This is a genomic window from Acinetobacter sp. UBA6571, from assembly GCF_002434085.1.
In the GTDB taxonomy this organism is placed as follows: Bacteria; Pseudomonadota; Gammaproteobacteria; order Pseudomonadales; family Moraxellaceae; genus Acinetobacter; species Acinetobacter radioresistens.
On sequence record NZ_DJJJ01000034.1, the window covers coordinates 18599 to 44924 of the forward strand.

At 41.5% G+C, this 26326-nt stretch carries 23 protein-coding genes; 7 read left to right on the top strand and 16 right to left on the bottom strand.

Features of this window, described 5'->3' with window-relative positions; translation table 11 throughout:
• Positions 1-9: 9 nt before the first annotated feature.
• From nuoF to B3X18_RS06170, 5 genes are all read right to left on the bottom strand, one after another.
• Positions 10-1338 (bottom strand): NADH-quinone oxidoreductase subunit NuoF, encoded by a 1329-nt coding sequence (nuoF, locus tag B3X18_RS06150; RefSeq protein ID WP_005018667.1) that lies wholly within the window; start codon positions 1336-1338, stop codon positions 10-12.
• Positions 1335-1844 carry an NADH-quinone oxidoreductase subunit NuoE gene (nuoE, locus tag B3X18_RS06155; protein ID WP_005018664.1) on the bottom strand — a complete coding sequence of 170 codons (510 nt, stop codon included), beginning with the start codon at positions 1842-1844 and terminating at the stop codon, positions 1335-1337. The genes nuoF and nuoE overlap by 4 nt, the downstream gene beginning before the upstream one ends.
• 13 nt (positions 1845-1857) lie before the next feature.
• Entirely contained in the window at positions 1858-3645 is a 1788-nt protein-coding gene (gene nuoC, locus B3X18_RS06160) for an NADH-quinone oxidoreductase subunit C/D (RefSeq protein WP_005018663.1), read from the bottom strand.
• Between the two features lie 88 nt (positions 3646-3733).
• Positions 3734-4411 (bottom strand): NuoB/complex I 20 kDa subunit family protein, encoded by a 678-nt coding sequence (locus tag B3X18_RS06165; RefSeq protein WP_005018660.1) that lies wholly within the window; start codon positions 4409-4411, stop codon positions 3734-3736.
• A gap of 6 nt (positions 4412-4417) precedes the next feature.
• Positions 4418-4969 (bottom strand): NADH-quinone oxidoreductase subunit A, encoded by a 552-nt coding sequence (locus tag B3X18_RS06170; RefSeq protein ID WP_005018657.1) that lies wholly within the window; start codon positions 4967-4969, stop codon positions 4418-4420.
• A gap of 414 nt (positions 4970-5383) precedes the next feature.
• Here B3X18_RS06170 and B3X18_RS06175 point away from each other — a divergent pair, with 414 nt between their 5' ends.
• Together B3X18_RS06175 and B3X18_RS06180 are read left to right on the top strand one after the other, a co-directional pair.
• Positions 5384-6805, top strand: a complete 1422-nt coding sequence (locus B3X18_RS06175) for a GGDEF domain-containing protein (protein WP_034431663.1) — start codon at positions 5384-5386, stop codon at positions 6803-6805.
• Between the two features lie 96 nt (positions 6806-6901).
• Positions 6902-7258 (top strand): hypothetical protein, encoded by a 357-nt coding sequence (locus B3X18_RS06180; RefSeq protein WP_017400932.1) that lies wholly within the window; start codon positions 6902-6904, stop codon positions 7256-7258.
• Positions 7259-7280: 22 nt separating this feature from the next.
• On the opposite strand, the gene bfmS is transcribed toward B3X18_RS06180, so the two are convergent.
• A complete protein-coding gene (gene bfmS / locus B3X18_RS06185) occupies positions 7281-8933 on the bottom strand; it encodes a sensor histidine kinase BfmS (RefSeq protein ID WP_034675732.1) in 1653 nt (550 codons plus the stop codon).
• 55 nt (positions 8934-8988) lie between these two features.
• Positions 8989-9705: a response regulator transcription factor BfmR gene (gene bfmR, locus B3X18_RS06190; protein WP_005018641.1), complete on the bottom strand. Its 717-nt coding sequence runs from the start codon at positions 9703-9705 to the stop codon at positions 8989-8991.
• Between the two features lie 597 nt (positions 9706-10302).
• Here bfmR and B3X18_RS06195 point away from each other — a divergent pair.
• From B3X18_RS06195 to B3X18_RS06205, 3 genes are all read left to right on the top strand, one after another.
• Positions 10303-13131, top strand: coding sequence for a ribonucleoside-diphosphate reductase subunit alpha (locus B3X18_RS06195; protein WP_017400934.1), 2829 nt, complete (start codon positions 10303-10305; stop codon positions 13129-13131).
• A gap of 100 nt (positions 13132-13231) precedes the next feature.
• On the top strand, positions 13232-13360 hold the full coding sequence (locus B3X18_RS06200; protein ID WP_005018611.1) for a hypothetical protein: 129 nt from the start codon (positions 13232-13234) through the stop codon (positions 13358-13360).
• Positions 13361-13499: 139 nt separating this feature from the next.
• Complete coding sequence (locus B3X18_RS06205) at positions 13500-14783, top strand: ribonucleotide-diphosphate reductase subunit beta (RefSeq protein ID WP_005027688.1); 1284 nt, start codon at positions 13500-13502, stop codon at positions 14781-14783.
• Positions 14784-15071: 288 nt separating this feature from the next.
• On the opposite strand, the gene B3X18_RS06210 is transcribed toward B3X18_RS06205, so the two are convergent.
• The 3 genes from B3X18_RS06210 to B3X18_RS06220 form a co-directional block, all read right to left on the bottom strand.
• Positions 15072-15986: a LysR family transcriptional regulator gene (locus B3X18_RS06210; protein WP_005027690.1), complete on the bottom strand. Its 915-nt coding sequence runs from the start codon at positions 15984-15986 to the stop codon at positions 15072-15074.
• 603 nt (positions 15987-16589) lie between these two features.
• Positions 16590-18803 carry a TonB-dependent siderophore receptor gene (locus tag B3X18_RS06215; protein WP_016801133.1) on the bottom strand — a complete coding sequence of 738 codons (2214 nt, stop codon included), beginning with the start codon at positions 18801-18803 and terminating at the stop codon, positions 16590-16592.
• Between the two features lie 450 nt (positions 18804-19253).
• Positions 19254-19880, bottom strand: a complete 627-nt coding sequence (locus B3X18_RS06220) for a nuclease-related domain-containing protein (protein WP_005027695.1) — start codon at positions 19878-19880, stop codon at positions 19254-19256.
• 125 nt (positions 19881-20005) lie between these two features.
• Between B3X18_RS06220 and B3X18_RS06225 the strand changes: the two genes are divergently transcribed.
• Complete coding sequence (locus B3X18_RS06225) at positions 20006-20569, top strand: 3'-5' exonuclease (RefSeq protein WP_005027697.1); 564 nt, start codon at positions 20006-20008, stop codon at positions 20567-20569.
• 17 nt (positions 20570-20586) lie between these two features.
• Here B3X18_RS06225 and B3X18_RS06230 read toward each other — a convergent pair whose 3' ends face one another.
• From B3X18_RS06230 to rpe, 3 genes are all read right to left on the bottom strand, one after another.
• Positions 20587-21075 (bottom strand): methylated-DNA--[protein]-cysteine S-methyltransferase, encoded by a 489-nt coding sequence (locus B3X18_RS06230; protein ID WP_005018605.1) that lies wholly within the window; start codon positions 21073-21075, stop codon positions 20587-20589.
• 16 nt (positions 21076-21091) lie between these two features.
• The gene (locus tag B3X18_RS06235; RefSeq protein ID WP_005018603.1) at positions 21092-21412 is read right to left on the bottom strand and encodes a DMT family transporter; all 321 of its coding nucleotides are present in this window, start codon (positions 21410-21412) and stop codon (positions 21092-21094) included.
• A 538-nt stretch (positions 21413-21950) separates the two neighbouring features.
• A complete protein-coding gene (rpe, locus tag B3X18_RS06240; RefSeq protein ID WP_005027700.1) occupies positions 21951-22637 on the bottom strand; it encodes a ribulose-phosphate 3-epimerase in 687 nt (228 codons plus the stop codon).
• Between the two features lie 172 nt (positions 22638-22809).
• On the opposite strand from rpe, the gene B3X18_RS06245 reads away from it, so the two are divergent.
• Positions 22810-23091: a DUF2218 domain-containing protein gene (locus B3X18_RS06245; protein WP_005018600.1), complete on the top strand. Its 282-nt coding sequence runs from the start codon at positions 22810-22812 to the stop codon at positions 23089-23091.
• A 24-nt stretch (positions 23092-23115) separates the two neighbouring features.
• On the opposite strand, the gene fghA is transcribed toward B3X18_RS06245, so the two are convergent.
• The 3 genes from fghA to B3X18_RS06260 all read right to left on the bottom strand — a co-directional run bounded on the left by fghA (position 23116) and on the right by B3X18_RS06260 (position 26325).
• Complete coding sequence (gene fghA, locus B3X18_RS06250; RefSeq protein WP_034670729.1) at positions 23116-23955, bottom strand: S-formylglutathione hydrolase; 840 nt, start codon at positions 23953-23955, stop codon at positions 23116-23118.
• 13 nt (positions 23956-23968) lie between these two features.
• Positions 23969-25396 carry a C13 family peptidase gene (locus tag B3X18_RS06255; RefSeq protein ID WP_005404877.1) on the bottom strand — a complete coding sequence of 476 codons (1428 nt, stop codon included), beginning with the start codon at positions 25394-25396 and terminating at the stop codon, positions 23969-23971.
• 128 nt (positions 25397-25524) lie between these two features.
• On the bottom strand, positions 25525-26325 hold the full coding sequence (locus B3X18_RS06260) for a class I SAM-dependent methyltransferase (RefSeq protein ID WP_005027706.1): 801 nt from the start codon (positions 26323-26325) through the stop codon (positions 25525-25527).
• Position 26326: the final 1 nt, after the last annotated feature.

The following is a 26326-nucleotide window of genomic DNA, read 5'->3' on the forward strand; positions in this document are numbered from 1 at the left end:
TCGAATTCCTTAAGCTTGTTCTGCTTCACGAGCTGGAGCATGATCTTTGATCTTCGCTTCGAACTCATGACGCCAATATTTTAATGCGCTCTGTAGCGGTTCCATCGCACCTGGTGCGTGGGCACAGAATGTTTTGCCAATCCACAATTTCTTGGTGAGTTCCTGAAGATGCTGGATATCCTCCATCTTGCCTTCACCATTTTCAATTGAACGCAGTGCTTTCACACTCCATGGCAACCCATCACGGCACGGTGTACACCAGCCACAAGATTCACGCGCAAAGAATTCTTCTAAATTACGGGTCGCTGAAACCATGCACTGGTTCTCATCAAACACCATTAGCAAGCAGGTTCCCAGACGAGAGCCAGCTTTCATGATACTGTCAGAGTCCATTGGCAGATCAATATGATCGGCGGTCAGAAAGTCTGTTGATGCACCACCTGGCAGCCAGGCTTTTAGTTTCAGTCCATCACGCATACCACCGGCATGCTCTTCAATGACTTCACGTGCCGTAGTACCAAATGGCAGCTCCCATAGCCCAGGAAATTTCACTTTGCCTGATGCACCATAAATTTTGGTACCTGGATCTTTAGACTTGCCTGCAGACAGACCGATATACCATTCCGGACCACGCAGCATAATCGCTGGCAGATTGTTGTAAGTCTCTACGTTGTTGACAATTGTAGGACGTCCCCAAGCACCTGCGACCTGTGGAAATGGCGGTTTGGTACGCGGATTGGCACGGCGACCTTCCAGCGAGTTGATCAGTGCAGTTTCTTCGCCACAGATATAACGTCCTGCACCAGTGTGCACGTACATTTCAAAGTTCCAGCCAGTATCCAGGATATTTTCACCCAAATAACCTTTGGCACGGATCTGTTCCAAAGCTTCATTTAAATACTGTGCAGCTTCGATATACTCGCCACGGATGAAGATATAACCGTGAGTCGCTTCCAAGGTATAACCTGCAATCAGCATACCTTCGATCAGCTGATGCGGTAAACGCTCCATCAGCAAACGGTCTTTGAACGTACCTGGCTCCATCTCATCGGCGTTACAGATCAGGTAACGTGGACCTGAATTATCATTTGGCGCCATCAGCGACCATTTGATACCCGCCGGAAAGCCTGCACCACCACGCCCTTTAACGGTTGCAGCTTTGACAATTTCCAGTACATCTTTTGGCGGCATGCCTAGCGCTTTTTTAAAGCCTTCATAACCTTCAAGCGTTTCATAGTCATCAGCACTACGTACATGCTCTTGTTTACTTAGACGCCAAGTTAATGGATGAGTTTCCGGGTTACCGTCGCCGTAAATTGGTTTTGGTTCGGTATTCATACATACTTCTCCAATAACTGTTGGATAGAGGTCACTTCAACTAGACCGTGAGTATCTCCATCAATCATTAACGTTGGGCCTTTGTCACAGTTACCCAGGCAGCAGATTGGTAGCAAGGTAAAACGGCCATCAGCAGTCGTTTGACCAAACTGGATGCCAAGTTCACGCTGAAATGCTTCTGCCAAAGTTTCTGCACCCATCAGGAAGCATGCAATCGAATCACACAACAGGATCACATGACGCCCTACAGGCTGGCGATAAATACGGTTGTAAAATGTTGCAACACCTTCCAGATCAGCAGTACTGATTGAAAGCAGCTGGGCAATCGCATTAAGCTGGGCATCATCTACCCAGCCGTTACGGCGCTGCACACATTTTAGTGCGTCCAGTGAAGCCGCACGTGCATAGGGATAATGACCAATGTGATGCTGAATTTCATGGATTTCTTCAGAAGTTAAAATCCCTTCGACATTCACACGTGGTTTTTTGTCAGTCAAAATCATCATAATGCGTTACCCCTTAGCGATCCACGTCTGCCATTACGACATCAATAGTCGCTAAATAAATGATCAAGTCAGACACAAGGCTGCCATTAATCACAGAAGGAATTTGCTGCAAGTGCGTGAAGGTCGGTGTACGGATACGGGTACGATAACTCATCGTTGACTTGTCTGAAGTCAAATAATAAGTTGACGCGCCTTTAACCACCTCTGCCATCACTGCGGATTCACCTGCTGGCATCACAGGTCCCCAAGACACACTCAAGAAGTGGGTAATCAGGGTTTCAATATCTTTTAAAGTTTTATCTTTTGGTGGTGGTACAGCCAGTGGATGGTCTGCCTTATAAGCACCAGAAGGCATATTATCCAAGCATTGCTTGATAATTTTCAGTGCTTCGTTAATTTCATGGAAGTGAACCATGACACGCGCGTAAGCATCACCTTCATACTCTACTGGCACTTCAAAGTCGTAGTTTTCATAACCGCTATATGGACGGTATTTACGCACATCAAAATCAATACCTGTCGCACGCAAACCTGTACCCGTTACGCCCCAAGCCAATGCTGCTTTAGCATCATACTGTGCTACGTTTTTGGTACGGCCCATAAACACCGAGTTGCGAAGTGCAGCCGTATAGTATTCATTCATCCGTTTCGGCATCCACTCAAGGATTTCACGGATAAGTTTCTGCCAGTTATTTGGCAGATCATGTGCAGTACCACCAATACGGAACCAGGCCGGATGCATACGGAAACCGGTAATAGCTTCAATTGCATCATAAATTTTCTGGCGGTCAGCAAACATGTAGAACACCGGAGTCATACCGCCGGCATCCTGAATCGCAGTACCGATATATAACAGATGGTTATTGATACGAAACAGCTCTGACATCATGACACGAATACACTGTGCACGATCTGGCACAGTAATACCAGCCAACTGTTCAATCGACATCAGATAAGGCATGTTCTGAGAACAGCCGCCCAGATAGTCTACGCGGTCAGTATAAGGAATGTATGAATGCCAAGTCTGGCGTTCACCCATCTTTTCGGCACCACGATGGTGATAACCAATGTCCGGTACACAGTCCTTAATCTCTTCACCATCTAGCTGCAAGATGACACGGAATGCACCATGCGCAGACGGGTGGTTAGGACCCAGGTTCAGGAACATAAAGTCTTCATCGGCATTGCCGCGTTTTAGACCCCAGTCTTCTGGTACAAAACGCAGATGCTCCTGTTCATAGTCCTGCTTGGCCTTGTCCTGCATATATGGCGTATATTCAGTTGCACGCGCAGAGTACTCTTTACGAAGCGGATGACCTTCCCAGTAAGTTGGCAAGAGAATACGACGAAGCATCGGATGACCTTCGAAGTTAATCCCGAACATGTCATAAGCTTCGCGTTCATACCAGTTGGCATTTGGCCAGATATTGGTAATGGTACCCAGGTTCAAGTCATGCTCATTCAGCGCCACTTTAATCCGGATATCGGTATTGCGCTCAAGCGATAACAAATGATAGAACACAGTAAAGTCTGATGCAGGCAAACCATCACGATGCTGGCGTAAACGCTCATCCATCGCAGACAAGTCAAATAGCATCACATACGGCTTACTTACCGTACGCAAGAACATCAGCACTTCTTGTACACGTGCGCGTTCGACCCAGACCGTCGGAAAATTTTCACAAGTCGGTTGCACGTAGAAGTTCTCACCAAACTTGGTTTTGAGTTCTTCTACAATTGCAAATGCTGGGCGTGAATCAACTGGCGTTGATTCTGGCATAGCAATGTCAGTTTCAGCCATTGGCTTGGCTTCCTATTCAATACAAATTTGGTCAACCCTAACGACAATTACACCCATACGGGTGCATTTAAAAATTCAGTCGCTAAAATTATTCAATTTCATCCATAGAGCGCAAATTAGTCACAGCAATACGCTGAGCCTGTTTACGGTCCCGTTCCGGCATCATCTTTGGCTTATATACTGGCTGAAGATCATCACCGATTATTGTAGAAAGCGGACGGCGCTCTAATTGAATCTGGTCTTGTAACAGCATCAATGCCTGGAGCAGAGCTTCAGGACGCGGCGGACAGCCTGGTACATATACATCTACAGGAATAATTTTATCTACACCCTGGACTACAGAGTAAATGTCATACATACCGCCCGAGTTGGCGCAGGCACCCATGGAAATAACCCATTTTGGCTCAAGCATCTGTTCATACAGACGCTGAATCACCGGTGCCATTTTGGTAAAACAGGTTCCGGCAACGATCATCAGGTCAGCCTGACGCGGTGAAGCACGGATAACCTCGGCACCAAAGCGTGACATATCATGAACGCCTGTTAAGGTCGTTGCATACTCTACATAACAGCAAGACGTACCAAAGTTAAAAGGCCAGATAGAATTTTTACGGCCCCAGTTTACAGCTGTGTGCAGCACGTCCTCTAAACGGGTCATGAACACATTTTTATTCACTTCACTCTCAAGCGGATCAGTTACGATTTGACGCTCTTGAAGCGGATATTGCTCAGCATCTGGATTCGCACGGGTTAAGGTATATTTCATCCCGAGTTACTCCTGTTCAGATGTCAAAACAGTCGATGTTTTTTGTTTCATACGACCTGAGGATTGAGCTGGAATCTGACCCGTTGGGTCCATCACCAGCTCGTCGATAGAGTTGAAGCGGGTAATTTCTGCAAGATCCATATTAGGTGAGCCTACTTTAGGTTTAATCCCTGCTGCTTTACGCTTGTCTGAAGGTGCCCAGTTCAGTGCACCTGTCGACATTTCGTAAATCAAACCAACGAGTAAAACTAAAATAAATACAGCGGCTGTTGCAAAACCGATCCAGCCCACTTCGCGCACAGAAGATGCCCATGCATAAAGATAGAGAGCTTCAAGGTCAAATACCACGAAGAAAATAGCAACAAGATAGAACTTTGCAGACAAGCGAATACGTGCACCACCGGCACTCACTACACCTGATTCAAACTGTTCCTGCTTGGCACGCCCCCATGATTTACCCCCAAGGAGTAAGGGAACTGTCAGCATAAAAACACAAAGAAATGTAACGCCGATCACGAAAGCAATAATTGCCCAATCGTATGGAGTAATGGCACTCATGCGGGGATAACTCCTGGCAGGCCTATATTAACAAAGAATGTATGTATTGGCCGTTTAAATATACCAAACATAAAATTAATCCCGCCAATTGTACCTGATTTATGATTTGACTTGCTAGTTAAAGGCACTTAGTCTTTTGGATGATTTTTTATTCGTTTTTAAACCTATATAGACAAGTCTTGTACTTTTACAGCCATAAAATCGGTTAAAAAAATAATATTTTCAAGCTCTATTGTTTTTTCATATTAATATTCTTTTCTAATATCCCTATTCTTTCAGTTTACATTTTTCTTGATCTTGCTTTAAAACATGACTGTATTTATAAATATTACTCAACTATGATCAACATTTAAACAACAATGCTTTATTAACTTTTTATGAGACTGTAATTATATATCTTGCAAGGCTTAGCTCATGCCCTATTTTCAAGGAAGAATACTAAAGGTTCAGGCATGGCAATACTTCTTCATCTTCGCAATAATGATTTTCGCTTGCTGCATGTGGGGTATTGCAACCCGTCCTTTTAACCATCTGGCAGCTTTCTGGCCAGCTAACTCCATTCTCTTGGGTTGCTTGGCACGCTTTCCGGTTACCCGAAATGCCTATACTTTAGCAGGTGCTTTTACTGGTTATGTAGTTTCAGATCTTCTGTCATTTCACTCATGGAGTATTGCCCTTGGTTTTACTACTGCCAATTTGCTCTATGTAATTATTGCTTTTGCCTTTTATATAAAATTTCGCCCTTATTTTCGTCTACTGCACCAAGGCTATTTTTATTTGTTTCTGCTTTTATTCTGCTGCATAGGCAGTTTGGTTAGCTCACTCTTTATTGCCAGTCTATTTCCTCAATTAGATACCAAACTTATTCACGGCTCATTCTGGACTATTTTTGGCTACTGGTTTAGTGCCGAGTTACAGAATGCGATTTTAATTTTGCCTCTTATTTTAAACTTGCCTTATCAAAAAGGAATTCATCAGATCTTTCGCCCAGCAGATGGACCATATAGCTTTCTGCATATCTTACCCATTTTTGTACTGTTATTTTCGTTATCACTCAGTTACTACGATTCAGGCCCAGGCGCCATTCTTTATCCGATTGCAGCATTAATCTGGTGTGCCCTGAATTACCGGCATTTTACTGTGGCACTGATTACATCAATTAGCTGCTTCTATATTGCTTTTTTCATGTCAGATAAATACCTGACACTTTATCCTGAACAGTACTATCTGGAAATGATTTCACTCCGCTTTGGTATTATTACCATGGCAATTGCCCCCTTAACTGTTTCAAGTATTAACCGCATCCGTTCCCAACTGATCCGGGAACTTCAACATCATGTAGCACATGATGAGCTGACTGCCAGTTTAACCCGGCGCCAATTTATGCGCTCTGCCCATTTACTTCTTAGACAGCGCACTCAGGAAAGTCAGTCACTTGCAGTACTTATGCTTGATATTGATCATTTTAAACTGATCAATGACAAATATGGGCATCAGGCTGGAGATGAGGCATTAAGGACCTGTGCTGCAGTTATTCGGCGCAGCTTGCGCAGCTATGATCTTTTTGGCCGGTTAGGTGGTGAAGAGTTTGCTATAGTGTTGCTTGATGTTGGTCCTGCTGAGGCATTTGAAATTGCTGAAAGAATAAGAGAAACTTTAAAAACACATATCATCCAGCTAGATACAGAGACTCAATTTTCTATCCGGATCAGTATTGGCCTGACTTTATTTAATCCGGCAGTCCCACACAATATAGAAGCACTACTGCATAAAGCTGATTTAGCTCTCTACGAAGCTAAACGCTCAGGACGGGACCGTGTTGTGATCACTCAATAATTTTTTGATAATTCAGTTACATGCTTTAATGAACTTAATACACTGCTAATTTTCACTACAGGGTATGCTTAAAATCAAAGAATAAGGAGCAATAACATGAGTTTAAAATTCACCCATAAACCTAATTATTTTTTATATGCAGATTTACTGATTAAATATATACAGGGGTATGTACGTAAATATCCGGAAGTTAATAATGCCATTTTTGACTTAAACGATATTTATAAGCTTTTCACTGAAGATTATGCTTCTACTACCGTTAATCTGGCTGGCATTTTAAATATTGCGGACGAATATACAGTTGAAACTATCAATGGGGACTGTAAAGTAATTCTTAACCATCGTATCGATGTCGAAAATCATAAACTTCTGGTTGATTTTAATCAGGTAGCTTTAGAAGGTTTACGCCAAGGCAATCCACTGATTGCACCTGACCCCACCATCCAGCAATAAGACTAATATAAAAAAGCACCTGTCAGGTGCTTTTTTTATCGATACGATTTTTTCTGGCTTCATGTTTAAAACGCTGAGCAGGCCAAGTCATAATGAAACGTGCCCCTCCCAAGTCCGGGCTCTGATCAACCTGTATGGTTCCACCAAACCAGTATGCAATACGACTGACAATAGAAAGGCCCAGTCCATAACCACCTGAAGCACGGGTTCTGCTGTCATCTAGACGAGCAAAGGCTTCAAAAATACGGGCACGGTCTATTTCTGGAATACCTGCTCCATCATCTTCAACACTGACAAAAGCTTTCCCATCTTTATCGATACCACCCGAAATTCGCACATTATGGTCACAATAACGAACTGCATTACCCACCAGATTTTGTACTACACGATGAAGGTAGCGGCGTTCAGCATCTACCCGGAGATCAGGGGCTGGTGCTAACAACTCAATTTCCTTTTGGGTCTTTAAAGCTTCTGTTTCGGTTGCTACCTGACTCAGCACTTCTACCAGCGGAAGTTCTTCAAACTCAAGCGAAGGTGTCCCCTGTTCCAGTTTGGCATAAGTCATAATTTCATCAATCAGGGTATTCAGTGCTTCAATATCCTTATCGATCATTTCAATCTGTTGCAGACGATATTCATAATCATCTTCTTCTGCCAGCATTTCCATACCGAAGCGAATCCGGGCCACTGGTGTTCTTAGCTCATGTGAAACGGCGCGCATCAACTCACGTTGTGCTTCAATAAGGCGCTGGATATGATCTGACATATTGTTGTAACTGGCTGCCAGATTAGCCATTTCATCATTACCTTCAATAGGTACACGTAATGACAGATCACCAGATTTCATACGGTTTAAAGCATAACGTACCTGACGGATCTTGCGCTCTAGCGGTACAATTAAACCGTAAACTCCCAAGCTCAATAAAAATAGGCTCAGCAAGGTAATGCCACCAGCCAGCTGGAATGGCATCCAGTTAAAGACCGGCACAGGACCAATCACCAGCACTTCAGACGGATTGCTTGGCATTGGTGAAATAATCGTAATATTGGTACCACGCATGGTCGCGCTGTCTTTATAGAGCATAATGCTCTGATCCTGACGCAGCTGACCGATCTGTTCAGAATCGAGCTGGAGCTCATGCAGGTTTTGAATAGAAATTGGATAAGTAAAGTATTTTTGAATCTTGGCCAGATATTCGCGCTCCTGACCCGGATAGTAAATCAGATAATCTAAAATAAAAATTGGCAAGGCCTTCATTTGACGCTCGCCAATCTTGTCTACTTTGACATAGAGATAATGTTTAGGATCATCTTTTAGCCCAAGAATAATATACGCAGTTGTATTCTTGGCATCATAACGTACTACTGCCTGCAAATTATTGATTCGTTTGCGTTCCGCACGTGACAGCTCTACTTTACTGGCATCAACATAATAGATTGAAAGTTCCAGAAGATCAGAGGCATCCGCAATCCAGTCCAGCTTTTGCTGTTCACTTGGCTGCCGGGAAACCCCCTCACTGATCACATAAGAAATACCATCTGTGAGTGATTCCCGATATTCCTGCGCCCGTTGATAGTTAATGATTTGGACCAGCAGGTAACCAAATACAGCAACTAAAGCAACCAGAACTACAAGTCCTGCGTATATACGCAGGAATATACTGTGTTTGAACACTCGACCAACCTTGTAAGGAGATGAATTTGTTTAGAAGCAAAAAAACCGCTATATCTTATAGACCATTGGTTTCTTTGACAAACAGATATCCCTTGCTTCGTACAGTTTTAATACGTTTTGGATTTTCTGGATCATCACCGATTTTTGGACGAATACGTGAGATACGTACATCGATTGAACGGTCCTGACCATCATATTCAATACCGCGCAGACGCTCAAAGATATCTTCACGTGATAAGATACGGCCCGCGTTCGAAGCCAGTAACCACAGCAAATCATACTCAGCACTGGTGAAATCAACCAGCTCACCATTGAGAGTGACCGAGCGACCGCCATTGTCAATAACCAGATCATCAAACTCAATACGCTGTGCTACTTCATCTTCTACAGTTTTATCTGTACGACGCAGCAGTGCACGGATACGCGCCAATAGTACTCGTGGCTGAACTGGTTTCGGCACGTAATCATCAGCGCCCATTTCCAGACCCAGTACCTGATCCATGTCTTCAGTACGTGCTGTAAGCATCAGAATCGGTTGATGGTAATGTGGACGCACTTCACGACAAACGGTTAATCCGTCTGCTCCTGGCAACATTACATCAAGTACGACCATATCTGGCTGTTCACTGATGATACGGCGGATTGCACGGTTACCATCCGTTTCCACCCCCACTTCCAACCCGTTACGGATTAAGTATTCCTGGGTCAGACGAGCAAGACGCTCATCATCTTCAACGATTAAAATTTTTGGTAACTTTTCTTCTTGGCTCATGAAATATGCCTCTATGTATATGTTTGTTGGTATCTTTAATGAATCGAAACTCAGTGATACGTCATTAATAATTCGCAATATACACACGTTTACATTGTAAACAAGTAGCTGTTCACCAAACTGATACATGTCAGCATTGTTTTGTAATATTCTTTTAATGCTTGATATCACTAGGCTTTTATATAAATTCTAGTATTTGTCCTGGATTTTAGCTTTTTTTTAACCGATAAAATGTATTTTTATATACAAAAGATTGCATTGTTCAGAAACTGAGTAATTGATTCGTCGCTTTTTTAGTTATCCACATAGTTATCTATAAGCATGCTGAACCAGCTTTGTTATGCTATGCCTTAGCCAATAAGGCTTATAGCTGAATGACAGAAAATGGGAAAATTTGCTGCGAAGCAAAGGCCTTTTCCAAGAAAAATTTTTACTAAAATGTCAATATTGATATACCCTAAAAATTCCCGTATCTTGTGTCCAATTCAAATATAAACCACTAAGTCTTGTGTTTATCCTGATCAGCTGTCCTGTTTTGCAAACAGATGAATCAGGCTTATTAAACATAACAATAGATGACAATGGAGAGCGACTGAGATGAGCGCAATCACTTCAACCCCAGGTCAACTTCAGGTGATTAAACGCACCGGTGAGGTTGCCGCTTTCGATGCAGAAAAAATCTCTGTTGCGATTGGTAAAGCATTTTTGGCGGTAGAAGGCCAGCAAAGTGCTGACTCTAGTCGCGTCCATGACCGGATTACCCAATTAACTGAAATGGTCATGAATACCTTCAAGCGTCGCTTGCCTTCTGGCGGGACGATTCATATTGAAGAAATTCAGGATCAGGTTGAACTGGCACTTATGCGCACTGGCGAGCAGAAAGTTGCCCGTGCTTATGTTATTTATCGTGAACAGCGTAACCAAGCTCGCCAGCAAACTGGCGCTCATCACCATCCAACACTACAGATTACTGACAGTAAAGGACAGCTTCAGCCACTGGACATGAGCAAACTTCAAACCACACTGGAAAAAGCTAGTGAAGGTCTGGAAGGTATTGATGTACAGGCAATTATTGATGAAACTGTAAAAAACCTCTACAACGGCGTTAAAGCATCTGATATTGCCACCACCATGATGATGGCAACACGTACCCGTATCGAACAGGAGCCTAACTATACTTATGTTACGGCCCGTCTGTTACGTGATGAACTGGTGGCAACCGGTCTGGCATTTTTGGGATTGTCTGAGGATACACCGGAAAGTGAAGCGCTTGAAGCTTTCTTGAAAAAAGGGGTCGAGCTTGAACTGCTTGATGCCGAGTTGCTGAAGTTTGACCTGAAAAAGCTGGCAGCAGCAATTCAGCCAGAACGTTCAAACCAATTTACCTATTTAGGCCTGCAAACCTTATTTGACCGTTATTTCATCCATTCTAATGGGATACGTTTCGAACTGCCGCAACTATTCTTTATGCGCGTTTCTATGGGACTTGCTGTTCAGGAAGATGATCGAGAAGCCCGTGCAATCGAATTTTATAATCTGCTGTCCAGTTTTGACTATATGGCATCTACGCCAACACTATTTAATTCAGGCACCCTGCGTCCACAGCTTTCCAGCTGCTACCTGACCACCATTTCAGACGATCTTTACAATATCTATGGCGCAATGCGTGATAATGCCATGCTGTCAAAATGGGCTGGTGGCCTGGGCAATGACTGGACCCCGGTCCGTGCGCTGAACTCATATATCAAAGGGACTAATGGCAAATCTCAAGGTGTAGTTCCATTCCTTAAAGTTGCAAATGACACTGCAGTTGCGGTTAACCAGGGTGGCAAGCGTAAAGGTGCAGTATGTGCCTATCTTGAAACCTGGCATCTTGATATTGAAGAGTTTCTGGAACTACGTAAAAATACAGGTGATGACCGTCGTCGTACCCATGACATGAACACGGCCAACTGGGTACCTGACCTGTTTATGCAGCGTGTCTTCGAAGATGGTGAATGGACCCTGTTTACTCCTTCTGAAACGCCTGATCTGCATGACCTGACAGGTTCAGCATTTGCGGAGCGTTATGCTTATTATGAGTCTGTTGCCAAAGAACAGAACATGTTGCACAAGAAAATCCGTGCAAAAGACTTATGGCGTAAAATGCTGTCTATGCTGTTTGAAACAGGTCATCCTTGGATTACTTTCAAAGATGTATGTAACCTGCGCTCACCTCAGCAGCATGTGGGTGTGGTTCACTCTTCCAACCTGTGTACTGAAATTACCCTGAATACCAATCAGGATGAAATTGCAGTATGTAACCTCGGTTCTATTAACCTGGTACAGCATGTACAAGGCGGCAAGCTTGACCGCGAGAAACTGGCACGTACCGTAAAAACAGCTGTACGTATGCTCGATAACGTTATCGATATTAACTACTATGCTGTACCACAAGCCAAAAACTCTAACCTGAAACACCGTCCGGTTGGTATGGGTATCATGGGCTTCCAGGATGCACTGTATGAACTTGGCATGGCTTACGGTTCAGATGCAGCAGTTGAATTTGCTGATGAATCTATGGAAGTGATCAGTTACTACGCCATTCAGACTTCAAGTGATCTTGCAGTTGAGCGTGGTGCTTATTCAACCTTCAAAGGGTCGCTATGGGATCAAGGAATCTTACCAATTGACTCTCTGGAAATTGTAGCAAAATCCCGCCCGGACCGTATGTTTGAAGTGGACCGTACCCAACGTCTGGACTGGAATACTTTACGTGCCAAAGTCCAGAAAGACGGTATGCGCAACTCGAATGTAATGGCCATTGCACCGACTGCAACCATTTCTAATATTTGTGGTGTTTCGCAATCAATTGAGCCAACCTTCCAGAACCTGTATGTGAAATCAAACCTGTCTGGTGAGTTTACAGTGATTAACCCGTATCTGGTACGTGCCCTGAAAGAACGCGGCCTGTGGGATTCGGTAATGGTAAATGACCTGAAACACTTTGAAGGTTCTGTACAGAAGATTGCCCGTATTCCAGATGAGTTAAAAGCTATTTTTGCCACTGCATTTGAAGTTGAGCCACGCTGGATTGTAGATGCTGCTTCACGACGCCAGAAATGGATCGATCAGGCCCAGTCTCTGAACCTGTATATTGCAGGTGCCAATGGCAAAAAACTTGATCTAACCTATAAAATGGCATGGTTGCGTGGCCTGAAAACAACCTATTATCTGCGAGCGCTTGGTGCTACTTCAGCCGAGAAATCAACTATTAACACCGGTGCATTAAATGCTGTTAAAGCCACAGCAGCGGCCCCAGTAGCTGCAGCTCCTGTGGTAGAAACCAAACCGGAAACTGTAGCTGAAGAAGACGGTTTTGCTCAAGCTGCGCCGGTGCCTATGGCATGTTCGATTGATAATCCTGACTGTGAAGCTTGTCAGTAATTGATGAGCTAAGGCCTTTGTCCTTATCCTGGAAGTAATAATATGTTTAAGGATAAGGATGGAGAGCCAAAAATAAATTTGTAAAGTAAAGGAAATGATCATGCCTCATATGACTCATAACTATGTGTTAGGACTCGCGGTTCTGGTTTTTTCCTTTATTTTTTTCTACGTACCGATGGTATATGCCTTTATTAAAATCCGGGCACAACAGCGTAACCAAAATAAGTAAGATCAATGCAGCCTAATGACTAAAAATAGAGCAGCAATTGGTAAAACTTAATTTTGCTTACACAGAATGAGCGTATAGTAGTGACATCTTCGTATGTGAGATGTCAGATAAAGATATAAGCAACGAAGAGAGAACTATTATGTCTATCCTAAGTTGGGACGATTTCGAAGATGATTCGCAAAAACCGGCTGCTCCAGCACAGCAGCCTGCGCCCGTCGAACCGCAAAAAGCGGCTCATACGCAAGTGGTATCTGATGCAAAGCCATCACCGCAGAATGCGGCTTATGGACAATCCGCTGGAACCGGTCAGCTGCGACCAGCAGATTCAACCGATACGCTGGCTCGAGCATCTGAATCCTTAAATCATTTGGATGTTGCGCCCGGGCTTGAAGAGCTGGAAATGGGTGCGCAGCGTGTACAGGTTGATGATAAAGCCATGATCAACTGTCGTGCTGATTTAAACCAGCTTGTTCCATTCAAATATGAGTGGGCATGGCAAAAGTATCTGGATGGTTGTGCCAACCACTGGATGCCGCAAGAAGTTAACATGAATCATGATATTGCGCTCTGGAAGTCTGAAAACGGCTTGACTGAAGATGAGCGTACTATTGTCATGCGTTCACTCGGTTTCTTCTCGACTGCCGATTCACTGGTCGCAAATAACCTGGTACTGGCAATTTACCGTCATATTACCAACCCGGAATGCCGTCAATATATTCTGCGTCAGGCATTTGAAGAAGCAATTCATACCCATGCTTACCAGTATTGTATCGAGTCGTTGGGCATGGATGAAGGCGAAGTCTTCAATATGTACCGTGAAGTACCATCAGTAGCACGTAAGGCGGCGTGGGGACTGAAGTATACCCAGTCTTTAAGTGATCCGACTTTTAAAACGGGTACCCCGGAAAATGACCAGATTCTGCTACGTAACCTGATCGCCTTTTATTGTGTTCTTGAAGGTATTTTCTTTTACTGTGGCTTTACTCAGATTTTATCAATGGGCCGCCGTAATAAAATGAATGGTGTAGCTGAACAGTTCCAGTATATCTTGCGTGATGAGTCAATGCATTTGAATTTCGGGATCGATATGATTAACCAGATCAAAATCGAAAATCCGCATCTATGGACTGCAGAGTTCCAGCAAGAAATCATTCAGATGATTTTAGAAGGCACCATGCTTGAGATTGAGTATGCACGGGATACCATGCCACGTGGAGTACTTGGTATGAATGCAGCTATGATGGAAGAGTATCTCAAATTTATTTGTAATCGTCGTTTAAACCAGTTGGGCTTGCCTGAGCAGTTTGCTGGTGTAAATAATCCATTCCAGTGGATGTCTGAGATGATGGACTTGCGTAAAGAAAAGAACTTCTTTGAAACACGCGTAACTGATTATCAGACGGGTGGCGCATTAAGCTGGTAAAAGTAGCTTAATATAAAACAACATATCAGATGTTATTTTCATTATATATATTTTACTAGTAAAGATAGAGCTTTAGGGCTCTATCTTTATATCAATTCTATCAAATTAGTAATAAAAATTTATTTAATATCTTAAAGATTATTTATATTTGAAAAATTAATATCTAACTTAGCTTAAGTATTAAAAGCAACCAGCTTATAAATAAAAATTATATTTTATAAAAGTTATTAAATTAGTTTAAAACCTTATTTTTTAAATATTTCTAATACTTAATATAAACTTTATTTATCAATTTTCAGATAATTTAAAATCCGATATATAAGAATCCTGAATAGCTTCTACACAGTTTTTAATAATAATATCATTCCCCTTTTTCCAAATTAATTTAACTTCAGATTGATTATTCTTATCGTTTATAGAAAGCAACTTTACATTCTGTGGAAGAATACTAACAAATTCCTCAGGAACAATACAAATCCCAAAATCCTTTGCAACTAAATCCAGTTGGGACAACTTTCGTGAAGTTATTCTTGATTTTTTTTGAGAAAAACCATTGCTTAAGCAAAGATTAGAAGCTAAGTAGCTCAGTCCTCCTCGTTCAGAATGGGGGGTAGAAACAAATTCTAAGTCCTTTAAATCTCTGATATAAACCTTGGTCTTGTCACTAAAATTCTGATTAGAAGCAGAAACTGCTACATATAAAGGGGCTTCATATAAACTTATAGAAGCTATTTCATCTAAATTGTGATGAACAGGCGGTCGAATAAAACCGATATCAATATTACCGCTAAGAATTGCTTCAATTTGATCCTCAGATGAAATAGTATTAATTTCTATATTAATTTTATATTTTCCGCATAACTCATCTAAAATCTGCAACTTTTTTTGATCAAAGATAATGCTGCTAGAGTGGCTGATTTTTATATTTCTGTCTTCTCCCTCGCTAATTCTCTTTGCCAGTTCAATTGAATTGTTAAAATTCTCAAGATGATTCTTTAAACTTTTATAAAGAACCAATCCAGCAGGGGTCAATTTAATTTTTTTTTCGGATCTATTAAAAACACAAAAACCTATTTCATCTTCCAGATTTTTTATTTGTCTGCTTAAAGCTGACTGAGCAATAAAAAGTTTTTCGGAAGCAGCATTAAAGCTGCCTTCTTCAACAATACTGATCAGATAATTACATTGTTTAAAAGTTAACATATCTCAAAAACAGATAGATGAGTAATATTTCTATATTAGATTAGATCATTAAATTAATATATCTTTTCTTTAACAGAATTGAATAGGGTTAATTCAACATGATTATTAATAAAAAAATTATCTTATTTATGACTATAATAGCTATATGTCTAGCAGCCCAATCTTATGATAACTACACTAAAAACATTTCCAAATCAGCTTTAGAGACTATAGATTTATTAACCGATTAATCTTTATATTATATTAATAAATTATTTTATTTAATAACCCTTCAAATTTTAACATTTAATTCAATACTGAATTATATTTAAATTAAACTTATTTTTATTAAAATCTTACTTTTGACTAATTATTAAAAACTAAGTTAAAACCTTTATATTAGGGTAAAATTTCATTTATTCTATTATTTTTTTAAAACGCCTCTACACCACAATTTAAAATTAATAAAAATTTAAATATATTTAGTTCTTCTAATATTTTACTTTAAAAGAAAATTCTTATTTATGAGCATTAAATATATATCTATTATATACAATAAAAAAGGGCTATTTACCCCTTTTTACTTGTCTTTTGAATATTTATAATCTTCAGACAAAAGTCTGGTTAGAATTTATAACGCAAGCTTAGTGTTGCATTACGTGGTGCACCATAATTCATACTGCTTTCACCAATCCCTTCATAATAAACTTTATCAAATAAGTTATCGATATTGAGCTGAACCTTGATATTCGGGTCAACCTGATAACCCAGCATAAGACTCGCCAACCAGATATTACCTTGGTCAATTCGCCAGTTATCCTTTTTTATTAATGAATAAGTTTTACTTCGATAATCCACTCCTGCTCCAGCACTCCATTTATCTTGGCTATATTTAACAAACAGATTTGAGGTAGTACGGGAATTATTGGGATTTACCTTCTCACCTTTAGCATCTCGTGCTTCAAAGTTGGCGATACCAAAGTTAAGACTCCATTGATCATTAATTTCGCCATCAACCTCTAGCTCTACCCCTTTACTGACGACTCCATCAATACTTCGGTAAGCCTGTTCAGAGGTCTTAACGCCATTAACAATTACATATCCATCTGTAATTTTCTCAGCAAAGTTATCTTGCTCTATTCTAAAGACAGATAAAGCTGTATTTAAACGGCCATCAAAAAATTCACTTTTAATACCCGTTTCATAGTTTTTACCAATAGCCGGGTCTAAATAACCACCATCTATATCACGACGGTTTTCCGATTTAAAAATATCGGTATAACTGGCATACCACGAATGATCTGCTGCAAAGTCATATATGACTCCGACATAAGGAGTAACCTGATTGTCGAATTTACGCGTTCCCTTGCCATCACTTGATTCAAATTCCCAGTTTGACAGCCGTACCCCTGTCACAACTTTAAGAGGGTCAAGCACATGAAATTTACCAGCAATATAAACACCGCTTTGAGTAGTCTTGTTTAATGCCAGTCTTTTCGGGTTAGTAATCGGAGTCAGCAACTCCGTATTCATATTGGAAAAATCCAGCTCATTAGGGGTATTGATGTCCAGATCATTTGTACCTTCTTTTTTTCCCTGAATCGTTCCATATTTATTGGTAAGAAGCTCATTCTGGTTCCATGAAGCACCAGTTACAATTTCCTGCTGGCGTCCAGCCCAGGTAAACGGCGCAGTAATATAAATATCGACATTATTTTCATCATTTCTCTGTTCAGAGGAATAAACAGAAATAGCCCCCAAACTTTTTTGGGTGTTTTTATCTACATTACCATCGACATAAAGCAGAGCTGTATCTTTGTCATCCCGACGATAAGAATAACCTATATGTAAATCGACATCATTAAACAGGTTATGTTGGAGTGAAGCAAATATGGCCTTTGAGTCGACATCCCAATAGGTCCAGTCTGAGCTAACGGTTAGGGAGCGGTCAAATTTGGTTCGTGTACCATCATTATAAAAGGCCGGTAGCCCTCCCCAGCGAATTCCATCACGTTCTAATTGCTGGTACATGGCGGCAAACGATAAAGTGGTCCGATCGGACAGGTCGTAGTCCAGTGCTCCATAAGCAATATTGCGCTCTTTGGAATAAAAATCCATAAAGGAATTTTCTTGTAAATGTTTCACAAAGACCCGACCGCGTAATGAACCGTCTTCATTTAAAGCATTTGAAAAATCTGCCGAGCTAGAGTAGCTATCCCATGAACCGGCTGATGCAGTCAGGTTACCTGTCAGTTCTTTTGCATTAGCATGTTTGCGGATCAGATTAAGGCCGATTGCCGGATTTCCAGCTCCCGTCATTAAACCATTTGCCCCTTTAACTACCTCTACCCGGTCATAAATACTTAAATCCGGATCACCTTCAGCCAGTGTTAAGGTACTTGGCAAGCCATCGACCAGATAATAATCGACCTGGAAACCACGTGCATAATAACTCTGGCGTTCATCGGTACGTGAAGCTGTTACTCCCGTAATATGGCTCATGAGTTCCTGAAAAGACTCAATATTCCGGTCATCCAGATAGGCCCGTGTATAGACCTTAACTGTCTGTGGCGTGTCTCGTAAAGATAGATCCAGCTTGGTCGCTGTACTTGCACTTTTAACCGTATAGCTTCCGGAGTTTTCTGTGACTGCCTGTGGCTGCTCTGCTGTTAAAGTAATGGTTTGAAGCTGCTGTACATTATCAGAATGACTTGTTTCATTTTTCTGATCCGTTTCTGCTGCAAAGGTAGTTTGTATCAGTAAAGCAGTGGAAGCAAACAGAATAGTCCGTACTGCCAAAAATAAAGGTTTAGGCGTAGAGTTTAATGGTCTAGACATACGAGTTAAGCCAAAAATAGTTGTCGTCAATAATTCCCTTAATGAATTGATATAGTCTCCCTCATCTTTTTATTAAGGTTAGACTTTTATAGGGCACTGGCTGCAACTCGCCTTAGCCTTGCATAGTACGGTTCTTCTTTCAAAGTCCACTAAAGTCAATTTTTTAAAGCAAGGTATATCAATTCAATCGCGGCAGAATCTTAACATGAAGCATACCTTAATGATACTAATTATCATTTTTATCATCATTATCTTATTTTTAGATTTTAAATATAATTGTTCAGATATTAAAATCATTTCTAAAAATTTAATTTAAACAAATTATTAGCTTCTCTTTTTCCTATTAGAAAGCGGTACAAATTTATAAAAGATTCATCAGATTTTAATTTCTATAATTTTACTCAATCCAGTGTTTGACTATTTTTATCAGTTATTTATTTTTGCACAGGTTCAGTTCTGCTCTTCCTGTTTTTGCTTAAGATTTTCGATATGCAGCCGGTCAGTTTTCCAGCCCTTTTCTAGTATTTCTTTTTCTAGATGGTATTTAATGCGTTTGAGTTTCATTGCCGGAATCACAGTCTGCTGGAATTGTTTGACGTAATCTGTCCATGCTTTTCCCTGTAATACATTAGCTGGCATGGGTGTTTTGAAAGTACTCTGGGGGGTAAAAACTATAATTGAATGCAAATACTCAGGCTCAACTACATCTTTAAGCACTGACTCCAATACCTTAATGTGCTTGTAGTTCTGATATAACGGATTTTGAAACCTAAAAGATTTTTTATATATTTTCTGTGTCCAGTGTTTCTGGCGTTCTCCGCCAAAGATCCATCCTTGATAATTTTTAGTTTCTATAATAAATATACCATAAGGACTTAACAGAATATGATCAATTTGAGTAGTACCAGTCTGTTCATCAGGTAGCGTGCAATCATTTAGCATAATATACTCTTCACTCAAGTATTTTTTAGCATGTACCTTCACTGTGAATTCGCCCAGTTTACCTTTAAATTTAGGAGAAGAAATCCAAGCAATCAGGCCGATTACAGCCACTATAATTATAAAATTAAATAACATTTTCCTTACCCCAGTTGTTTAGCTATAAATATGTTATGAAGTAGAATTTAAGGTTCTATCAAGCTTTTCAAACTCATTCAGCGCTATTATGATTTAATATGCAGTGTTCAAGGAAATAAATTATATTGGCTCAGAAATCAGAACTTTATATTTCAGTCGACATTGAAGCGTCTGGCCCTATACCTGGTATTTATAGCCTGCTTTCCATTGGCGCATGTAATATTGATCATCCTGAACAGAACTTTCAATGTGAAATCAAGCCATTAAATAGTAATGCAATACCGGAAGCATTAAATGTCTGTGGACTTTCATTAGAGAGCTTACAGCAAACCGGTCTGGAACCAGTTCAGGCTATGCAAATGTTTGATCAGTGGCTTAGCTCACTTGTAAGAGATCAACGACTGGTCTTTGTAGGTTTAAATGCCGGATTTGACTGGTCGTTTATTAACTATTATTTCTGGGCATTTTTAGGGCATAACCCATTTGGAATCAGCGCGCTGGATATTAAGTCTTATTTTATGGCTGCCCAGCACTGTAAATGGTCAGAAACCAGTTCACGGCATATGGACCGACTATTACATCCAAAGCTAAGTAAAAATCACAATGCTCTAGATGATGCTTTATATCAGGCAGAGCTGTTTAGGCTAATACGGGGTCAGCAGTTAAAGATGAACCGTCCGCTTGGCTAACTCAGCAAATCAACGCCTTAAAGCTGGATATTCTTTTCTAGGTTCAGCAGAATTGTTTTATTATCCAGTCCACCCGCAAAACCAGTTAATGCACCACTAGCTCCTATTACCCGATGACAAGGTGCAATTATTGAAATCGGATTACGACCATTTGCAGCACCTACGGCGCGCATCGCCTTAGGTCGACCAATCGCTTGAGCAATCTGCCCATAACTACGGGTCTGTCCATAAGGAATTTTTAACAGTTCGGTCCAGACCAGTTTCTGAAACTCTGTTCCGGCAAAGTCTAGCGGTATGTCAAATCGCTGCCGGTTTCCCTCAAAGTATTCTTCAAGCTGCTGGCGTACCTGAAGCAAAACCGGATGCTCCGGCTCAACCACCAGTTCTGCCAGCTGAATACGTTTAGGTTGCTCATTTTCCCAAAGAACGGCTACCAGTGCTTTCTCGTTTGCGATCAGCCTTAAACGGCCCACTGGAGAATCCATATACTGCATTGCAAGTTTCATATTTTTTTACCTGCCTCTAATTGCTTGAAGATAATTTCATCAGAACCAATCCAGATACAATCAGTACTGCTGCCAGCATTCGCATTGCTCCTGCCGGTTCATTTAAAATAAAAATCCCCAGTAAAAAAGAACCGATTGCGCCTATTCCTGTCCAGACAGTATAAGCTGTACCTAGAGGTAAAGTCCGCATCGAAATAGAGAGCAGCACTACACTCAGTATCATAAAAACAATCGTAATTACGCTTGGGCCTAAGCGAGTAAAGCCTTCTGAAAGCTTCATTGAGTAAGCCCAAACTACTTCAAAAAGACCTGCTAAGAGTAATAGTAACCATGCCATCCGGTCTTTTCCTTTCTCGTCAGGCCGTCCTGACAATTTTTCCACTATGGGGAGGCCGTTCCTCCTGAAACTTTGATTATTTTAACTGAGCTTTTCCAGATAAACAGTAGCTCAATACAAAGGTATCTTTTGCTCAGATTCCATTCATTTAAATTTAAAATCTCTTGAGCTTTAAGTAAACCCTAAAAATAGTGTTACAGCAGATGGGGAAAAATTTATCAAAGTTATGCACAAAAGCCAAACTTCACTTCCAGATAAGTATATAGCTTTAAAAAAGCCTTGTTCTACAGGCTGTAGCTATAAATTAGACAGTTCAAATTTTAGACACTGGCTAATAAAAATACTTGCTTTTGGAGTGATTAAGTCAATAAAAAAGGATTCAGTTGAATCCTTTTTATACTTTTTTTGTCTAATTAATAAGCAATTGATAGTTAATTGTTTATAGTTCACCCAAGTTATCCCTAGCGTTATCAACAAGGATATCCATAGAGTTATAAACAAAGTTATCCACAGACCTTATCGAGTTATTTAAAATAGCTTAAACTTCTACACTGCCTACTTTATTCAGTTCAGCCCGCATCTCATCAATGACATTTTTATAATCTGGTTTTCCAAAAATGGCTGAACCTGCTACAAACATATCTGCACCTGCTTCAGCAATTTCACGAATATTGGCAGGTCCTACGCCACCATCTACCTCTAAACGGATATCACGGCCACTTGCGTCAATAATCTTGCGTACCTGACGTAGTTTTTCTAAAGTCATTGGAATAAATTTCTGGCCGCCGAACCCCGGGTTTACACTCATCAACAGAATCTGGTCTACCTTATCCAGTACATAGTCCAGATAATGCAATGGAGTTGCTGGGTTAAACACCAGCCCAGCTTGCGCTCCGCCAGATTTGATCAGTTGTAAAGAGCGGTCAATATGGTCAGATGCTTCTGGATGAAAGGTAATAATGTCCGCCCCTGCGTCCAGAAAGTCACCGATTGTGCGATCAACTGGTGAAACCATCAGATGTACATCAATGGGTGCCTGAATACCATATTTTTTGAGCGCCTTGCATACACCCGCCCCAAAAGTAAGATTAGGCACATAATGATTATCCATTACATCGAAATGAACTACATCAGCACCGGCTGCCAATACTTTTTCCACATCTTCACCGAGACGGGCAAAATCTGCAGATAAAATTGAAGGTGCAATTAGATAGGGCTTGGACATCGGAGGACCTGGCTTGAGAAATTGACTATTGTATTATTATAGCAAAAAGCTCCTGATTACTGGGCACTAAAGCATAAATGCAATCCCTGTTGAGACAGGTATTAAAATTTTGAGGAAGTACTTTGAGTAAAACTCTGCTACAGTATGCTTGTTATTGAGAATGAGAAGCAACATGAATAGTCGCACAGAAATTGATACTCAAGATGCTGGTCGTATAGCTAAACGTCTGGTAAATCACTGGAAACACAAGTTTGAAATTGAAGAGCATGGGACAGCTTTTACAATTGTTATGCCAGATGCAAAAGTCATTTTAACCCCTGAAACTGAACAGTTAGCTGTTCAGGTAGAAAGTCAACGTGCCGAAGATGAGCATCAACGTCTGGAAAAAGTCGTTATTGATCATCTGAATCGCATGGCACAACAGGAATTTCAGGCACAATGGCGAGCATACTAGAAGTATGCTCTGTATCATTCAAGCTTATTTCTCTTCCAGCTGGATGGCATGAAACTGTAAGTGGTCATCCATAAAGCTTTGAATAAAATAGTAACCATGATCATAGCCAGTATGCTGGCGCAAGCGTAGTGGCTGGCTTGCCTGTTTGCAGGCCTGTGCAAACAGTTCAGGATTGAGCTGGTCATAGAATTGATCATCCAGCCCCTGATCAATCAGGATTTCAGGAAATAAGGTACCTTTTTGTGTCACCAGCTGTACAGCGTCGTGTTTAGTCCACTGCTGGTGGTCTTCACCCAAGTAATGTCGAAATGCTTTTTCTCCCCACGGACACTGACACGGTGCGCAGATCGGTGCAAATGCGGATACCGATTTAAACTTTTCCGGATATTTCAATGCTAGCGTCAAGGCACCATGGCCACCCATAGAATGTCCGAATATCCCGACTTTATCGGTCTGCACTGGAAAGTTTTTCAGAATTGCCGGATAAAGCTCATCTGTCACATAACTTTCCATCTGGTAATGTTCAGACCATGGCTCTGCACAGGCATTAATATAAAAGCCAGCGCCTTGGCCTAAGTCCCAACTGTCTCCCTGGGCAACATTTTCCCCTCGTGGCGAAGTATCAGGAGAGACCAGAATTAGTCCGAGCTGGGCAGCAAGTCGCTGGGCGTGGGCTTTAATTGCAAAGGTTTCTTCGGTACAGGTTAAGCCTGCCAGATAAAATAAAGTGGTGCAGGGTTCATCCAGCAGCGCCTGAGGTGGCAAAAAAATACTAAAACGGCTCTCACCCTTCAGATATTTTGAAGCCCACTGATAAATACGCTGTTCACCATCAAAGCAACGATTGGTCTGCAATAGTTCCATATTCTTATTCCTTTTATTTTCCTGCCCTTTCGAGCTGAGCAGACTGGGATACAGCTAATGATAAATTAGGCTGATTTGCTGTGGTAGCCGGGAACAGGCGCTGTTCCAGTTGAGGCAACATCAGTTCCATATTTTTGCCGATGACCCACTGAGGCTCAGAAGGATCAAAACCTTGAGCATTCTCCCAAGTCGCTACCGTACTGCGTGCCTGTTCAAACGCCGTTTTTAAGGAAGACTGTTCACGCATAGCCTGATCAAAGAAAGCCCGCCCAAAATAAGTATAGTCAGCTTCATTGGAGCAGCCAAATGAAGCACGGTCAGCAGCAGAAGCTGTGATAATTAAAGTGTTGGCAGACTGCAAGGCCGGTATAAAACTGCCAGAATAGCAGGCAGAAATTACAATTACACGCCAGCGGATACCGGAACGGTCCAATGCTTCACGTAGCCATTTTGGATCAACCTGATCCAGCTCTAAAGGCGCATTTTCAATTTCAAACTGATTTTGCAGCCCGTGTGAAGTCATATATAAAAATAGCACATCACTTTCACGGTTCATTTGCTGCCCGATACGGCGTAGCGCCAGATTAATGCTGGTTCTAGAAGCAATAGGTATTTCAGTACGGGTTTGTGGGTTATTAATTAGCATTACCGAACGGCCGAATGTTCCGAAACGGGTATCAAACTGTTCCCTAATCCGTTTTACTTCAGATTTAAAAACATCCTGATAGCTGGCGCCAGCGACACCCAAGAAATACCAGTGCGTTTGAGCAAACTCACCATACTCCACATCTTCCAGAGTCCGATTCAGTATTTGACTCTGCTTATAGAAAGCCTCTTCAGAAAATGATGGCGGGACACTTTCTACTTTCCAGATTGGCTGGTCTTTAACTGACATCTGCCATACGACCAATGTAATAAATGTCGCCAGCATGATCAGGGCAAATTCCCACCACGGCCATTTTAGTTCACGACCAAATACCCAGACCACAGCCATACTCTGCCAGACAAACAGCACCATAAACAGGATGGGCAAATAGTCATAAATTGCATAAGGTAAATAATCAAGTTGCCCCAGATACTGAATCAGGCTTTGCAATAGCGCAATATGCGTATCCAGAATCAGCCATAAGATAGTCGGTACCAGCATTAATCGTGGATTATTGGTACGCTGTGACAGGAATATGCCGACAATTAAGGCCAGAAAAGGCCATAAGGCATAACTCACCAGTCCTTGAGAATTAAACTCGCCAGTTTCACCAGCAGTCAGCCAGCTAAATAAAGTATTGGCCAGTCCTCCCAGTACGCCCCAGACAATAAACTGAAGGATTGAAGGCCGCACAGCAGCCAGTGCGCGACGAGAACCTAAAAATAACCACATCCCGGCAATCTGATTGCTTTGAAAATCATGCCAAAAATTAATCGATGGTTTGAGGTTAATCATAGGATGTCTGGGAAAATGATATTTTTTTAAAGGCCTAAACAGTTTAGGCCTGAGATAGAATTTAGCAATGCCACTTTCTAACTATATAACAAAACTTTGCTTAATATTGAAGCTGTTACCAAATAGTTTTAATCAGGCAGATAAAAGTAGGCATCGAAGCGGCAGGCGTCGCCTAACCATTGATGATCAGGTGTTTGTTCGGCTAGAAATCCTGCATGACGTGGCCGTTTTACTATGACCCGTTTTGCAACTGCTTGTGCAAGAGATAAAAGTCTATCTCCCAAATCCATCTCTCCCTGTTCAGGCAACAGCATATGTAAAAGCTGCATCTGTTTTTTAACTTGGGCCTGTTTTTTATGGTCCTGCTGATTCTGGTCACGCTGTGGAAACATCGGATCAAGATAAACAACGTCTATCCTGTGCTGTCGAGCTGTTTGCTGACGCAAATAATCAGCAGAGTCGGCAAAAACCAGTTTAATCCTTGCTGCGGCTGAGTTCAGGAATGCATCAGTTTGTGCCTGGGCCAGACTTTCTTCCAGCAGCGTAAATAGAATGGGATGACGCTCGACTAAAGTGACTTCTGCACCCAAATGGGCCATCAGCAAGCTGTCATGCCCCAAACCGGCAGTGGCATCAATCAGTTGCGGCTTTTCTCCCAGTTGGCAGGCGCGGGCAAGCATTTCCGACTTTAAACTGGCACGCTTTAAACGTGGAATTTCAGCTTTCCAGTCTGGTTGCATTTTCATGCCATTTGCACATAGCCATAAACCCTGCGCGTTTGTACATAAAGCAAGTTCCGGATTCAGGCGTAAAAAACGGCTATTGATTTTCTCAACTGTTTCTATACCTAAATTTATACCTCGTGAACCAAGCACAGCAGCGTAGTGCTGTGCTTGATCCTCATATTCAGCTTCACAAAATAAGCGCATG